This is a genomic window from Methanosarcina sp. UBA289, assembly GCA_002496565.1.
In the GTDB taxonomy this organism is placed as follows: Archaea; Halobacteriota; Methanosarcinia; order Methanosarcinales; family Methanosarcinaceae; genus Methanosarcina.
Genome location: DAKJ01000004.1, coordinates 163,101 through 176,576, shown reverse-complemented (window position 1 = coordinate 176,576; position 13,476 = coordinate 163,101). Strand labels below are relative to the sequence as shown.

The 13,476-nt window shown below is 39.7% G+C and carries 16 protein-coding genes, 1 tRNA gene and 1 pseudogene; 5 read left to right on the top strand and 13 right to left on the bottom strand.

All coding sequences use genetic code 11. The annotated features are described in order from the left end of the window. Positions 1-181 precede the first annotated feature (181 nt). The 4 genes from BP549_RS01280 to BP549_RS01265 form a co-directional block, all read right to left on the bottom strand. A tRNA-His gene (locus BP549_RS01280) sits at positions 182-254 on the bottom strand. Positions 255-418: 164 nt separating this feature from the next. Next, positions 419-1,201 (bottom strand): sulfide-dependent adenosine diphosphate thiazole synthase, encoded by a 783-nt coding sequence (locus BP549_RS01275; protein ID WP_292377513.1) that lies wholly within the window; start codon positions 1,199-1,201, stop codon positions 419-421. Positions 1,202-1,426: 225 nt separating this feature from the next. Then, positions 1,427-1,684: a hypothetical protein gene (locus BP549_RS01270; protein ID WP_292375639.1), complete on the bottom strand. Its 258-nt coding sequence runs from the start codon at positions 1,682-1,684 to the stop codon at positions 1,427-1,429. A gap of 135 nt (positions 1,685-1,819) precedes the next feature. Beyond that, on the bottom strand, positions 1,820-2,047 hold the full coding sequence (locus BP549_RS01265) for a hypothetical protein (RefSeq protein ID WP_349682315.1): 228 nt from the start codon (positions 2,045-2,047) through the stop codon (positions 1,820-1,822). A 181-nt stretch (positions 2,048-2,228) separates the two neighbouring features. On the opposite strand from BP549_RS01265, the gene BP549_RS01260 reads away from it, so the two are divergent. From BP549_RS01260 to BP549_RS01245, 4 genes are all read left to right on the top strand, one after another. Beyond that, positions 2,229-2,438: a TOBE domain-containing protein gene (locus BP549_RS01260; protein ID WP_292377512.1), complete on the top strand. Its 210-nt coding sequence runs from the start codon at positions 2,229-2,231 to the stop codon at positions 2,436-2,438. A gap of 285 nt (positions 2,439-2,723) precedes the next feature. Beyond that, complete coding sequence (locus tag BP549_RS01255) at positions 2,724-2,864, top strand: hypothetical protein (RefSeq protein ID WP_292375643.1); 141 nt, start codon at positions 2,724-2,726, stop codon at positions 2,862-2,864. 22 nt (positions 2,865-2,886) lie between these two features. Beyond that, positions 2,887-3,447, top strand: coding sequence for a TIR domain-containing protein (locus BP549_RS01250; RefSeq protein WP_292375645.1), 561 nt, complete (start codon positions 2,887-2,889; stop codon positions 3,445-3,447). Positions 3,448-3,492: 45 nt separating this feature from the next. Next, the gene (locus tag BP549_RS01245; RefSeq protein ID WP_292375647.1) at positions 3,493-3,846 is read left to right on the top strand and encodes a hypothetical protein; all 354 of its coding nucleotides are present in this window, start codon (positions 3,493-3,495) and stop codon (positions 3,844-3,846) included. A gap of 123 nt (positions 3,847-3,969) precedes the next feature. Here the strand turns inward: BP549_RS01245 and BP549_RS01240 are convergent, their stop codons facing one another. The 8 genes and pseudogenes from BP549_RS01240 to alaXM form a co-directional block, all read right to left on the bottom strand. After that, positions 3,970-4,164 (bottom strand): CxxC-x17-CxxC domain-containing protein, encoded by a 195-nt coding sequence (locus BP549_RS01240; RefSeq protein WP_292377510.1) that lies wholly within the window; start codon positions 4,162-4,164, stop codon positions 3,970-3,972. An 855-nt stretch (positions 4,165-5,019) separates the two neighbouring features. Beyond that, positions 5,020-5,166 (bottom strand): DUF2795 domain-containing protein, encoded by a 147-nt coding sequence (locus tag BP549_RS01235; protein ID WP_292375650.1) that lies wholly within the window; start codon positions 5,164-5,166, stop codon positions 5,020-5,022. Between the two features lie 113 nt (positions 5,167-5,279). Continuing rightward, the gene (locus BP549_RS01230) at positions 5,280-5,489 is read right to left on the bottom strand and encodes a DUF2795 domain-containing protein (RefSeq protein ID WP_292375652.1); all 210 of its coding nucleotides are present in this window, start codon (positions 5,487-5,489) and stop codon (positions 5,280-5,282) included. A gap of 54 nt (positions 5,490-5,543) precedes the next feature. Next, positions 5,544-5,732, bottom strand: a complete 189-nt coding sequence (locus BP549_RS01225) for a DUF2795 domain-containing protein (protein WP_292375653.1) — start codon at positions 5,730-5,732, stop codon at positions 5,544-5,546. 1,219 nt (positions 5,733-6,951) lie between these two features. Further along, positions 6,952-7,629 carry a diacylglycerol/polyprenol kinase family protein gene (locus BP549_RS01220; RefSeq protein ID WP_292377509.1) on the bottom strand — a complete coding sequence of 226 codons (678 nt, stop codon included), beginning with the start codon at positions 7,627-7,629 and terminating at the stop codon, positions 6,952-6,954. 399 nt (positions 7,630-8,028) lie between these two features. Beyond that, positions 8,029-8,436 (bottom strand): VOC family protein, encoded by a 408-nt coding sequence (locus BP549_RS01215; RefSeq protein WP_292377507.1) that lies wholly within the window; start codon positions 8,434-8,436, stop codon positions 8,029-8,031. Between the two features lie 202 nt (positions 8,437-8,638). Further along, a pseudogene (locus BP549_RS01210) lies at positions 8,639-9,637 on the bottom strand (TIGR03557 family F420-dependent LLM class oxidoreductase). 204 nt (positions 9,638-9,841) lie between these two features. Next, a complete protein-coding gene (alaXM, locus tag BP549_RS01205; protein WP_292377506.1) occupies positions 9,842-10,573 on the bottom strand; it encodes an alanyl-tRNA editing protein AlaXM in 732 nt (243 codons plus the stop codon). Positions 10,574-10,875: 302 nt separating this feature from the next. On the opposite strand from alaXM, the gene BP549_RS01200 reads away from it, so the two are divergent. After that, a complete protein-coding gene (locus BP549_RS01200; protein WP_292375660.1) occupies positions 10,876-11,568 on the top strand; it encodes an AIM24 family protein in 693 nt (230 codons plus the stop codon). Between the two features lie 531 nt (positions 11,569-12,099). Here BP549_RS01200 and BP549_RS01195 read toward each other — a convergent pair. Continuing rightward, positions 12,100-13,398: a cell surface protein gene (locus BP549_RS01195; protein ID WP_292375662.1), complete on the bottom strand. Its 1,299-nt coding sequence runs from the start codon at positions 13,396-13,398 to the stop codon at positions 12,100-12,102. Between the last annotated feature and the right edge of the window lie 78 nt (positions 13,399-13,476).

Sequence of the window (13,476 nt, the reverse complement as noted above, 5' to 3'; positions counted from 1 at the left end):
CTTTTCTACCAGTACAGTTATGGATCTTAAGTTTTTTAGATAATTAGTCCATATTATAAATGTGTGTTAAAAATAGTGAAGGGCATCTATGCAAGAGGGGTAAGTGAGGGGGTAAAGAAATTATATACACAGAATCAAAAATACTAGTTAAAAGGTAAGAAAAAGATATAAAAATAATTAGGGCCGGGACCGAGAATCGAACTCGGGTCGTAGCCTCCACAGGGCCACAGGATGGACCTCTACCCTACCCCGGCCACAGGGGTCTGGTACTTCAGATTGAAGCAACCTATAGAAGGAGTTTTTTTATATAAAGTTTTTGCCGGAAATAGCAGGAGCCCCTCCTAAGTAAAAGAAGAGCTTCTGTTTTCCGGCTCTTGGAATGGGAAAAATTTGGCTAAAAGTCCTTTCTGGATAGGAATCATAGTTCTTTAAGCTTTTCAAGAGCAAGTTTTGCAGCCTTTTCTCCCGAGAGAAGCATGCCTCCGAAGACTGGACCCATTCTAGGGGCGCAGGTTGCGGCATTTGCAGCCATGCCCGCAACGATCAGGCCAGGGTAGATTTCCTGGGTTGCATCAACAGCCAGGCGCTCGCCAACCTCTGACCACATTGGTTTTTCTCCGAGCTTTCCGAGTTTTCCGATCTTTGCATTGGGAATCTTTTTGAGAATCGTATTGCATACAACCGCATCATGCCCTGTCCCGTCAATTACGAGTTTTGTGCGGATCATAAGAGGATCAACATGCAAATGCTGTGCTGTGACAGGACCCCAGTTGATGACGATCCCGGTAACTCTATCGTTTTCCCTGATCATGACATCCTCAAAGCTCACAAGGTTGAAAACCTCAGCCCCGGCTGAAGTTGCCCCTGCAATCAGCTTCCCGACGGACTCTACGGAATTTGCCACATAGTACCCGGGTTGGTACTCTTTATACCTTATCCCGAAATCATCAAGGATGCGGCAGGCCTCTTCTTGAACAACTATGCGCGGGAACATCATGCCTCCAGCCCACATACCTCCCCCGAGCGACAGCTTCTGTTCGTAAATAGCGACCTTTGCTCCTGCCTCTGCAAGATATTTTGCAGCCACCAGGTTTGCAGGCCCTCCTCCTATGAGTGCCACATCAATTTCCGTGTAGTCAAGGAAGGTTTTAGAATACTCATCAAAAATTGCCCGTGTGATTATAACTTCATCAAGTTCCATTTCAATCTCTCACAAAGCTTCTAAGTTTAAAAGCCTGGAAAATCAACCCGAATCTCGGAAGTAAACCAGGGAATTGTAAACCCTGATCTTTCGACATTAAAGTTCACATGTTCATAAGAGACATTGCTTTTAAAGTTGTTGGACTCGGTGTAAAGAATAAGCAAAAAACGGTTAATAGATAACTTTTCGGATAAATACGATAATCAATAATGGCATCCTTGGTAGTTATGTCGTACTATTGAAGGGATTTACTGCTTCAAGGATCAGAATTCCAGCAGTTGCATAAATCATTAAAAAGTACCAGGGTAAAATATTATTTTTTGTTTCATTTTTCAAGAATAGGTAAAATATAAAAATCCATATAGGAGAATATTTCGACGCAAAATCAAGTTGACTGTGAATTATATTTTCTGGTACAATTATAAGTACTAATGTGCAGGCTGCAGCCATTGTTGATAGTTTTACGTCATCAACCAGAGACATCCTGTTAAATAACCATTTATATGGTATAATCTTTTGTTTTTATATAAATTATTTTATTATTTTCATTTAATATTAGTTCCTATTGAGGAAAAGAAAAAAATCAATGATAGAGAACTATACAATTGGAGATGAAGCTCAATAATGGAGAGCCATATAACTGGCAATGAAGCTCTCGAATAAGAGTTTTCGGCCAAACATTCTGTTCAGCCCGGCCCCATTCTTAAAGAACATCCTCTTATCTGCGTCTTCAGAATAGAGGATAAGCTGCTCATTATCAAAGGTTGCTGAATTCACATCGCTTAAAAACGACAGGTATTTACTATCCATAGACCCAGGCCCACATGCAAGAAGCGTCATTGGCAAGATCGAAGGTCAGACTTAAAACTTCGATTTGATTTACAGTTATCGGAAACAGGAATGAGACATATAAATTAAAATTTATAATATCTGATTTGAGTTCAGAAAACCAGATTCCTATGCTTCTATAATTTACAAGGCTAACCTTATTGATAACAAGATAAATACCTGCATTTGGGGAATAAGAGTGAAAATAAGCGCACGCAATGTGCTGAAAGGCAGGGTGAAAAGAATAGTGCACGGATCAGTTAACTCCGAAGTAGTTGTTGAACTTCCATGTGGTATGGAAATTACTTCCATAATCACAAAAAACTCGGCCGAAAATATGGATTTGAAAGAAGGGAGTGAGGTATACGCAGTAATTAAATCTACAAGCGTGATGCTAGCTTCTGACTGACCAATCAGGTTTCAGCAAGGCAGAACCATAAGCATTCGTTAAATAACTAAAACATGTCACTATCTCAGATTAACGGTAGTTACTAAGATCAGATTCTTAAAAACTTAAAACTTATTTCAGACAGAACAATTCTAGCAGTTAAAATCCATAACAAGGTAAATCTGAAAAGCCAAATCGTTTTCAAGAAGTTAAATAATCGCTAAGAAGCAAAATAATCATTGAAAATCCAGATTATTCTGAGATTACCGTGAAAATCGTAATTATTCAGTAAAGGAGGGGTCATTTTTGCCACGAGAAGACAAAGAACCATCTTTCCAGCCTGAACCGATACCTGAACCTGAGCCTGAACCAGTTCCTCCACCTGAGCCGATACCTCATCCAGAGCCGGAAATTGAGCACGACAAGAAACCAAAAAAAATAGAATAACTGCAGGTTAAAAACACCATCTATGATCTCAAAAATTTACATAGCCCACTGCGAGCAGGACGAGCCACTTGCTCAGGAACTTGCCAGAACTCTTTGGGCCGTGGAGCTGGAAAGTTTCTCAGCCCTGTACAGGAAAGCTCGAATCCTTTCCCTGGGTGAAAGAATAAGTTTTGGCATTCGTCAGTCAGATTGTTTTATCCCGATCCTCACGCAGAAAGGTGCAGGGTCTCCGGAAGTAAATCAGGAGATTGGCCTTGCAGTCGGAGCCGACCAGCTTATAATTCCGCTGGTAGAAGCAGGAGTTGAATTACCAATCCTGATACACCACCTTCAGCCAATTGTCTTTTCTCCTGAGGCTTATGAGGATGCTCTGGGAAAATTAATACAGAATCTTAGAGAAATGACCAGGCTTGACTGGCTGAAGATAAAGTGCCCTTATTGCGGAGAGGAAATGACGCAGTACATCTCACCTCAGGAAGAAGTAGAGAGAGCTATTCTTGCAGGGACAAATCTTGAGACAAGATGCAGTTATTGCCAGAAAAATATTCATCTGGATCCAAGAACCTTCACAGCTGTGCTCTGATTATCGATAAGCAGCCGGGCTGAAAACAGAGAAGGGGTTGAATTGATGGAAAGAAAAGTAACAAACGAAATAAAAGATGAGCCAGGAGAGCCAATGGTAGTTCGATCCAAAATGGGTGAAGCTACTGTAAGTGAGTTAGAAGTCAAAGGAATAGAAAATCTCACTTTGACTGAAAAAAAACACCTGCTTCTGCAACTTGCCCGTGATAGGGTTAAAGATAGCTCTACAGGCCCATGGGAGATTGTTGATGTCTTTAGAGACGACTGGAGAACCGTTAAGGATACGTTAGCTCAACCCGTAGAAATTGATGTAAAGGATATAGGAAGGAACTCACTCTTTCAAGTTTTGCTGGACATAACGCAATTTGAAAGACAACTAGAGATACAGGAACAGGAATAAAGCTCTTTAATAAAAAATAAGAAAAAATAGAAAGGAGATGAGTTAAGGTAAGAATAATAACCTCAGCAAATCAGTAAAAGATTATCAATTAGAATGAAACAGCAAGGCTTGATGCCGAATATATTAATACCTTTTAGGTTTGCGCTTTGCGTAACACTCCCTACAGTAGACCGGCCTGTCAGGATCCGGTTTGAAAGGCACCTCTGTTTCTTCGCCACAATCTGAGCACTTTGCCTTGTACATCGTTTGTGGCCCTCTACCGTAGCCGCGTTCCCTGCTGGAACCCCGATCCTTACTCTGGGAATTTCTTCTTTCCATTATGATTTTCCCCCATCTAATTTTTAGTAAAAATCCATGCAAAGAGATTTATCAAATAATTCAAAAAGAACCTCATTTATGGACATGTTATTGTCTGGGGATCTCGATGAACTAATTGAATAGTTAATATCTGGTATGATGATATTTATTTTTACTGCATTAGGCTTTATTAAGCTTTAACAATTTCTTGTCTTTTGAACTGGAGCTTCGCAATTGATTTCGATTAATTAATTTCGATTGTTTATGGAGTTTTCCTGACATTATCAATATTTGTTCCATTGGATACGGTTAATAATGTAGGGTTTCCAGAAGAAATAGTAATTAATAGTAATAGTAATAGTAGTAATAGTAATAAGAAGAAGAAGATCGAATAAAAATTTGTAGTATTACTCTATTTCGCATTAGTCTGTTTTTCACAAAAGTTTTTTGATTTGGCTTACTTTGTGGTAGCTTATAAATACTTACATTAGCGTATCATCTTTGCTAAATTTTTAGCACTGCGACTGCCACAGAAATTGCCCGGAGACACTGATCAGAGATTAAATTCAGGAGAAAGAAAGGAGGTACATCAGCCTCCTTTTTTATTTGGATCAAGGGGGAGCTCATTTACTTGCTCCCCATTTATTGCTTTGCTGGCTCTAAAGTATGGTTGTTTTCCTTCAAACTCTTTACTGACATCTGAAACATTTATGTTACTCCTTTTCGGAAGATCTTCGAGAGCCTCAATTACCTCACTGATAGCTTATGCATTTTAACGTGCTTAATAAAGCCCTGCTTTTTTACAGGATAATCGATATCTTCAGAGCTTTTTGAACTTCAATTGGACTGGTTGCCTAAATCCCCTTTTTGTTCAGCTTAGTCTCCTTTAAACTCTTTGCTGACATCGGCAGCGTTTGTATAATCCTTGTCCGGAAGCTCATTAATGTCCTGCATTACTTCATCGCTAGCGTGACGGTCCTTGGCATGCTTAACAAGATCTTCCTTCTTTGCAGGATAATCCATGTTCTTTAGAGCTTTCTGAACTTCAATAGGGCTTGTGTGAATAAAATTTCCCCCTTTACTCCAATAAGTTTAAATTGCTGTCAATGTCTTCAGCTTTTTCATTATCTTATTACTTATTTTGATTCTCCACTAAAGCGCTTTCCGCTAAACTCCTGAGCAACATCGGCAGCGTTGTTATATGTCCTATCTGGAAGTTGCTGCAAGTCAGAAATTATTTCGTTATTAGCATTTTGTTGCTGAGCATAACTAACAATTTCATTCTTGCTTTTAGGAAAATCAATACCTTTCAGTGCATGTTCAACATCAGCCATACTTGTTCTCATAAGTTTACCCCCCATATTATTTTTATTTGCTCTCGAATTCTTTACTTTATGATTTTACTTTCCAGAGAATTCCTTGCTGACATCGGCAGCGTTGGTGTACTCCTTGTCTGGAAGACTTTCAAGGACCTGCATTACTTCATTACTGGCATTATGTTTTTTGGCGTGTGCAATTAGATCCTGCTTTTTTACAGGATAATCGATATCCTTCAGAGCTTTTTGAACTTCAATTGGACTTGTTTGCATAAATTTCCCCCATGGTTTATATGTTCTATGTGTTTTCTTGGTTCCTTTCTGACATGGTCAGTACGATACACTTTCCGGCAATCTACAGACTCTCTAAAAAGCCTTCTTTAAACACTCAGTTACCAAATCTCAATTACCGAACTCTCAGTTGTATTCAGCCATATCGACTGTATAATGTTCGAGAGTTTACCTTTTGAATGGGTAACTCATACTTTCTGTACTATCTCATACTTTCTGTACTATCTGGACCTAGATTGCATCTATCCTAAAATCCCTGTTCGGCAAATCAGTACTCATTTGGTTTTGGTGGTTTGATGGCGTTCGCTTTCCAGGCGTTTGATTTCTCCGGGAACGTCATCAGGGTGTTATACTCTATTTCAGGTATCCCCTCAGAAGGTCCAGAACGTCATTGCTTGCCTGCTTACCTTTGGCAAACTTTACAAGGTCGTCTCTCTCGTAGGATAACCTCCCCACCAGTTATGAACTCCAACCTGACGTAGACTCCTTTATATAAGTTCACCTCCCTGGATTCAGGTAGCTATTGCCTTTCCCAATTAGTTGCCCACCCACCATTGAGTATTATGTAAAATATAATATAAAAAAGAATTCAACTCAAACGTTTGGTAGAAGATGACTATTTAGATCTAGCAGCTTATTTATTTTTATTAGGATTAAAGACTGAACATGTCTGCAAACTAAGGTTTTTGGTTAGCATCTATTGAAAGTTATGCCCTCATAGAGGGCTTGGTTTAAAACAGGTGAATTGAAGAAAAAATCCATTCAAAGGAGCTACCGATACTGAAAAGCTACTCCGTCAGGAAATAAATTCACCACATATCTAGAAAAACTTCTTGAAAGCTATCTAAGATCAGAGTTATGAAACGAAAATAAATTGGGATGTATTTCAGAGTCTAATTGTATAATATAAAACTAACGCTGAATCTGTCTGAACGCAGATCTTTCAATAATACTGCCAAGATATAGAGGCTTGGTCATGCACTATTAGTTAGTTGATGTTATTTCCAAAATACTATTAGTGGCGTATCATACCTTTTTGTAATTCAGTAAGGTTAATAGCTGCTTGATACACGATATATAAGGCATTTCTAGCACTGGAAAATTAATCATGAAAACATCAACCGCATAATGATACGACCAGAGGTTTATTCACTTGATATAAAAGTACCAGATAAAACATTTGTCTGCTACTGAAAAGTCTTCAGTTGCTGAATAAACCTACAATAAACATAAGTAAACCTGAGAATAAAGGAATTAAAAAATTATCATTAAAAAAGAACTTGAAGACAGTTTGTGAGTTAGATTCCCGGATTGTCTGCAAACCTATAACGCTTTCCAGCAGCATCCCACCTGTAGCCCCAACAAAAGCCTGAACAGGGGTCACAAAAAGTAAAGATACTAAAAAGGCTGCTACTATCCCTGAGACTGTTCCTTCTATAGTTTTTTCTCTCGAGTATGGAAGCTTATGTTTGCCTACCAGAACCCCTAATGCGGTTGCTACCGAATCTCCGAATGTGACTACTACAATTGAAGCATACATAATTTCTTCAGGGAATAGTATAAAAGAGAGGAGTATTCCACAAAGGAGTAGGATAGTTCCTTTAAGCGGTATAGTCTGTTTCGAAGGCCTTCCCCATCTGCACAGAAAAATGGATAATGGAAGTGGAAGCTTATCCAGGATAATGGCTATTGAGACTGTCACATAAAAAATAAGGAAAAGAAGCAAGAGAGGTAGAGCCATATCGCCTGCTGCATCAATTAAAAGAATTAGAGTTATACCTGTAAACAGGTGTATTAACTGACGCTCAACTTCACCTCTAAGAGCAGCTCTTCTGTCAAGGTAATTGCACTTTAAATGCTGAGCATATTTATTTGCCATAAAATCACTTTTTAGTAACCTTAGACAGGTATTTACTCCCAAACAACTAACAGGGTTAAAAGATCCAAAAAGATCCAAAAAACTCGAAACCTAAGCCTTATTCTCTGAAATTCTGTTTAATAAGGGTAATATTTCTTGAAATATATAAATAGATATAGATAAGTTTACAGGATTATTATTAGACAGAAAATAACATCATTGGGTTAAATTATCGAGAATTCATTTTCAAAAAAGCCTACATTTTTGAAATAGAAAGGATGTTTATTTTTGTAGTAGAGAAGCCCTTGAAGGTAAAACGCCTGCGGAGGCTCGTAGGAATAACTTAAGTGCAAAGATAAGTGGGTTACCCGGATGCAACAGGCGAGACAGAAAAAATAACCTAATTTGGATATGACTTTTTCACTTGGGATGTTCTATGAGCCACAGTGGATTTCCATACAGGTCTACTATGAGCGCCTGGATACCGTAAGGAGCCGAGAAAGGCTCTTCAATGATCATTACTCCCTTTGATCTTAGCTCATCGCATGTCTTCTTGCAATCATCGACTTTAAACATCAAGGCTGGGGTTTTACCTATGAGTTCAGTCTCCATCTGTGTTTCGGCCTCGCCTTCTATTGTGGCATTGGGCATATGGAGAATTATTTCGGTACCCTGGCCTTTTGGGGCAACAGACAAAAAGCGCCATCCTGGTGTCGGGATAACATCTGTAACTTTTACAAAACCAAGTTTATTCGTATAAAAGTCAAGCGCCTCATTATAGTCTTTGACGAATATCATAACATGTGTCATATCTTCGATTATGTACACACCTCAAATAAACAAAAGTTACAAATCTTTGAAGAATATTCAAACGTGTTAATTTTAATGAGGATTTCCAGAATAAACTTTTGATTTTAATTTGGATATATGACATATTGTCTCGAATAATCATATAATAATAGAAGAGGAAATAAATGACATTTATGTAAAAGGGTATATGAAAAGTAAAGATCAGAAAATAAAAATAAATTTATCCCATTTTATTTAACGCCGGTAAAACATCTTTTCCGTAGGCTTTGAGGAAAGATATCTGGTCCGAGGCTGCCGAATGGAAATAAATGTGTGTGAAACCCAAATCCATATATTTCTTTACAAAATGAATGTGATCCTCAGGATTTTCAGAAATACAAGCATGATTTCGTATCACGTCTGGGCCCACAACTTTTCCATTCTGAGCAGACATCTCCGGAGTGTATATCTTATTCACAAAAAGAGCAGGTATAAGCGCTCCAGCCCAGTACTTCATGAAATTATCAATAGATTCTTTAGGATCTGTACCATAGTCAACAAAAAGCTCTATTGCCTTTGGTAGGTTTTCCGGGCTCTTACCTGAATCCCTGGCTCCTTTTTCAAACTCGGAAAGAATCTGCTCATATTTCTGCATATCCGACTCTCCCCCAACAGTTAGAAGACCATCCCCATAATAGCCTGCAACGTAGGCACTTTCGGGTACGAGTGAGGAGATATAAATAGGAATATTGTTTTTAGGCAGCGTATAAAGTTTGGCATTTTTTGTCCGGTAATAGCACCCATCAAAGCTGACTTTCTACCCGGTCCAGAGTTCACGGATAAGTCCGATTGCCTCTATCATTCGTATCTGACGCTCGTCATATTGCGGCCATTCAAGAGTTACGGGATACTCGTTTAAAGCTTCCCCCGTTCCGACTGCAAGATAAGTCCGGCCTCCTGCAAGCGAAGATACGGTTGCAGCAGCCTGAGCGATAACAGCAGGGTTATAACGCAGAATAGGGCAAGTCAGACCCGTTCCCAGTTCTATACTTTGAGTACTCACCGACGCTGCTCCAAGCCAACTCCAGACAAAACATGCCTGTCCGCTTTCACTCCATGGATGAAAATGATCACTGGCATCAATACTTTCAAAGCCCGCCTTTTCAGCCGTTATGACCTGTTGCAGCAACTCCGATGGAGGAAACTGTTCAGGTGCAATTTTATATCCTAATTTAAGCAATCTAACCCCCATTGATCAATTTATAATTAAAATTATAAACGATATTAGATAATCGTATTCAGACTCAAAAATTCGAATTCCAGTCCAATGTATCCTGCTGATAGAATACTATCTTCTTGAGACCTGAAATCTGGAAGAAAAAGAGAAACGGCGAAAAAATAAAAAGAAAGAAAAGCTAAATTAGATTCAGGTTAGATTCAGATCTTAATCTACAAGTGTAAAGTACATTCTCCTGTTACTTTTCCCTTTATTCTGAAGCTTTGTGATTTTTATGCCTTTTATTTCCTCAGTATTTTTAACATGAGTTCCCCCGCAGGCTTCAATCGTGACACCTTCTATTTCAACCATGAGGACTTCTTTTATATCATCAGAAAAGCCTTTTGCCAATGTGGTCAATCGGGAGAGCTTTTCTTCGGCTTCATTTCGACCTACAAGGTAGAGATTAACAGGGTTTTTCCGGGCTATAAGGTCATTGGCAATTTTCTCATATTCGGCAAATTTATCCCTGTCAAAGACTTCAAGGCTGAAATCCACCCTGCTCTGATCAAGACCAAGCTGGTTTCCGGTTATCTGAGCCCCGGCTTCCTTTTCGATTACGTTTGCGATTACGTGAGTCGCCGTATGCATACGCATATGCCTGTAACGACGATCCCAATCAATGAATCCTTTTACTTTATCCCCTGCTTTTAACCCGTTAGAAACATTTTCACCAGCTATCTCATGACTGATATCTCCATTGAACTTACCCACATACAGGACACCAAATTCAGCCCCATCAGATTCACGAACTAATTTTCCGGTATCGCTGGGCTGGCCCCCGCTTTCGGGATAAAAGGCAGTACGGTCAAGAACCACAAATTGATCATTTGTAACTTTTTCGACAGTTGCTTCGAACTCTTTCAGGTAACAATCAAGGAAGTAAAGCGCCTCTGTCATTGTCAAACCTCTTTTCTTAAACTTTATTAAAGGAGATAATTAAAGGAGATTAGTAAAGCAGATAAAAACTGTCAGAGTACATAAATTATACACTTTTGAGCAAAATCCAGACATCGCTAATCTTATTTTCCATAACTGCAGAAAGTCCGCTTGAGCGAACGGAGTGAGCGAAACGGACCCGTCCTCCCGAGACGGAACTCGGGTTTTTCAACTTGATAATGCAGATTGAGAGAAATGCTTTATAACTGTATAGACAATTGAACAATTAAATAAGAGAATAAAACATAAAAAGAGATGATAGTTTGGGACGCTATTCAATAGAGGATTTCATTCAAAATACAGAAGAAAAGGATCTGGATCAGGGAATTTTTGAGCTGGAACGCGAACGCCTTCTTGAGGTTAACCTTGAAGGAATGGTCTGGACAAAAAGAGGTTCAATGGTCGCGTACACAGGAGATATAGTTTTTACGAGGGAAGGAGTCTTCGAACACGGAATCGGCACCTTTGTGAAGAAGGCGCTTACAGGTGAGGGAGTCAGCCTCACAAAAGCCGAAGGCAAAGGAAAACTCTACCTTGCAGATGAAGGAAAGAAGGTATCAGTCCTGAAACTTGATAACGATTCCCTTTTTGTAAATGGCAACGATCTACTTGCCTTTGAGACCTCGCTAAACTGGAAAATAAAGATGATGAAAAATGTTTCAGGAATGATGGCAGGAGGGCTTTTCAACATTAAACTGGAAGGAACCGGTATGGCCGCCATTACAACTCACCAGGACCCCCTAACTCTCCGGGTAAGCCCAGGTCACCCGGTCTTTACTGACCCCAATGCTACAGTCGCCTGGTCAGGAAACCTGGAACCTGAGATAAAAACTGACATTTCCCTAAAAACCCTGGTTGGAAGAAGCAGCGGGGAGTCATTCCAGATGGCTTTCAAAGGAGAGGGATTTGTAGTGGTCCAGCCTTACGAGGAAGTTTATTTCCAGACGCAGGCCTGAAAACGCAGTTTTGGATGTAAATATCTGCATTTACCCAATTACTATCCAACAATATGGAACCAGGATAACAGCTATGGGAAAGTTATAATTCGTAAAATTGTCCCTGTGGGCTCAGTATCTCCACTTTAATTTCTCCCATGTGCTAACTATCTTCATTATAATTCAGCCTTCTTTACAACCATTGACCCGCAACCGTTGACCCGCAACCGTTGCGCCGGTTGATCACGCCGTCATGACGTTTTAGATTTAGCAGTGTTTTTTGCTAAAGCATTTTAAAAAAAGGCTTGTAATCATGCCGATAGGGTTCAGGGTAAGGTTTTTATTGTACCATTTTCGGTCAAGCCTTTTTTAAAAAAGTTATAATCACATCACCTGGTGATCAAAAAAGAAATTTGTATAAATAAACCCCTGAGCGAGTTGAAAATCACTTTTTCTAACCCATAATTCAGCCCTCTTGAGCGAAGCGAAAAGGGCTTCGTGCTCCCGAAGCGAAACTCGGGCAACAAAAAGGACCGTGCTCCCGAGGCACGATTAGGGCCGTCCTCCCGAGACGGGACTCGGGAAGTTCACATGCAAATTGCTGTCGATTAAACTGAGACTGGCAAGGAATTTTTCCTTTTGGTGTTCCAGTTCTTCTCTTAAAGCGGCAAGTTTCTTTTTAGAATCTTCAATATCCTCTTCAAGCGAGCGAGTCCTGCTCAGGAGCTCAGCTTCCTTATGTTCAAGTTCAACAAATTTTCCGGTATCCAAACTTTCGATTTCAGCTTTCTTTGCCTCAAATTGCTGCAGAGCTTCAAGATACTCTTTATTCCTCTCGGGAAAACTCGAGATTGCAGTTTTGACCTGTAAAAGGGCTTTTTCTTTTTTCTGGGCCTGCATATCCAGGGAATTATCCTCGAATATCTTTTGAAGTTCAGAGAAAAAAGAAGGATTTACATGCACGGGATCTTCAAGACAAATCTCAAGCTCTTTCTTTACTTCAAGTTTTAAGGTATACCTGCTGCTTTCATGAAGTTTCTTAATCCTTGAGAGATGACCTGAAAGCGGGAGCACAAGAAAATTCAAGCCAGTCTCGGCTTTCTTGAGTTTTTCCCTGGCAACAGTAAATTCTGACTGCAGGTTCTGTAACCTCTGCCAGGCAGCTCCTTTTCTGAAATCTTCAAGAGCCTGGCTAACTCCTAAAGATTCAGAATTCAATGTTTGGATTCTTTGGTTTTTGGATTCGAGTTCCAGCTCTTCGGCTGCTATTGAGGCAAAAAGCTCCTCTATTCTATTAGCATCCGAGTAAGCTGCTTCTACAGCGTCCATTTCCTTTTTATTTCCCAGAATTACCTCTCCGAGCTCATTAAAAGCCTTCCCCAGGCTGGCAAGACTTTCACTAACCTCTTTTGATTCTTCTGGAAAAACGCCTCTGGTATACCTGAAGCTTCGGTTCATATGCTCCAGGCAGGTATCTAGGCTCTGCGTAGCTGCCCCGTAAAAGCTTTCCAGAGTCCTGAAATCCCTGTCTTCCTGAACCCTGATTTTATCTATCAACATTGTGACCTGTTTTGTCACATTTTCTCTGTTGCTCTTCGCTCGCTTTACAATCCTGATATCAAAATCTCCCTCGACCTTAGCCTCTGAAAGCCTTGAGTTACTTTCCTTGAGTGCCAGAAGCGAAACTTCAAGTTCTTTCAAAAGGTCAGGTACGTCTTTTTCTACCTGGGAAGATATTTTTTGAGACCTGATATCTAGCCACGCGGGCAGGTCTTCAAAATTAATCTCCTTGAAACCAGTTTCCTCGCGGGAGTCTTCTTTTTTTCCAAAGAGTTTTTTAATCCATTTCAACCTTGACCTTCCCTAAATGTGATAAAACTATTTAACTTATTTTTTATATCATATATATTTTTGAAACTTGTTATTGAA

Bases quoted from the DNA above. Each gene is read 5' to 3' on its own strand.
- alaXM (WP_292377506.1), bottom strand. From the start codon at position 10,573: ATGACAGAGGCGCTTTACTTCCTTGATTGTTACCTGAAAGAGTTCGAA.
- BP549_RS01225 (WP_292375653.1), bottom strand. From the start codon at position 5,732: ATGCAAACAAGTCCAATTGAAGTTCAAAAAGCTCTGAAGGATATCGAT.
- BP549_RS01270 (WP_292375639.1), bottom strand. From the start codon at position 1,684: ATGTCTCTGGTTGATGACGTAAAACTATCAACAATGGCTGCAGCCTGC.
- BP549_RS01245 (WP_292375647.1), top strand. From the start codon at position 3,493: ATGGAAAGAAAAGTAACAAACGAAATAAAAGATGAGCCAGGAGAGCCA.
- BP549_RS01235 (WP_292375650.1), bottom strand. From the start codon at position 5,166: ATGGATTATCCTGCAAAGAAGGAAGATCTTGTTAAGCATGCCAAGGAC.
- BP549_RS01240 (WP_292377510.1), bottom strand. From the start codon at position 4,164: ATGGAAAGAAGAAATTCCCAGAGTAAGGATCGGGGTTCCAGCAGGGAA.
- BP549_RS01230 (WP_292375652.1), bottom strand. From the start codon at position 5,489: ATGAGAACAAGTATGGCTGATGTTGAACATGCACTGAAAGGTATTGAT.
- BP549_RS01220 (WP_292377509.1), bottom strand. From the start codon at position 7,629: ATGGCAAATAAATATGCTCAGCATTTAAAGTGCAATTACCTTGACAGA.
- BP549_RS01250 (WP_292375645.1), top strand. From the start codon at position 2,887: ATGATCTCAAAAATTTACATAGCCCACTGCGAGCAGGACGAGCCACTT.
- BP549_RS01275 (WP_292377513.1), bottom strand. From the start codon at position 1,201: ATGGAACTTGATGAAGTTATAATCACACGGGCAATTTTTGATGAGTAT.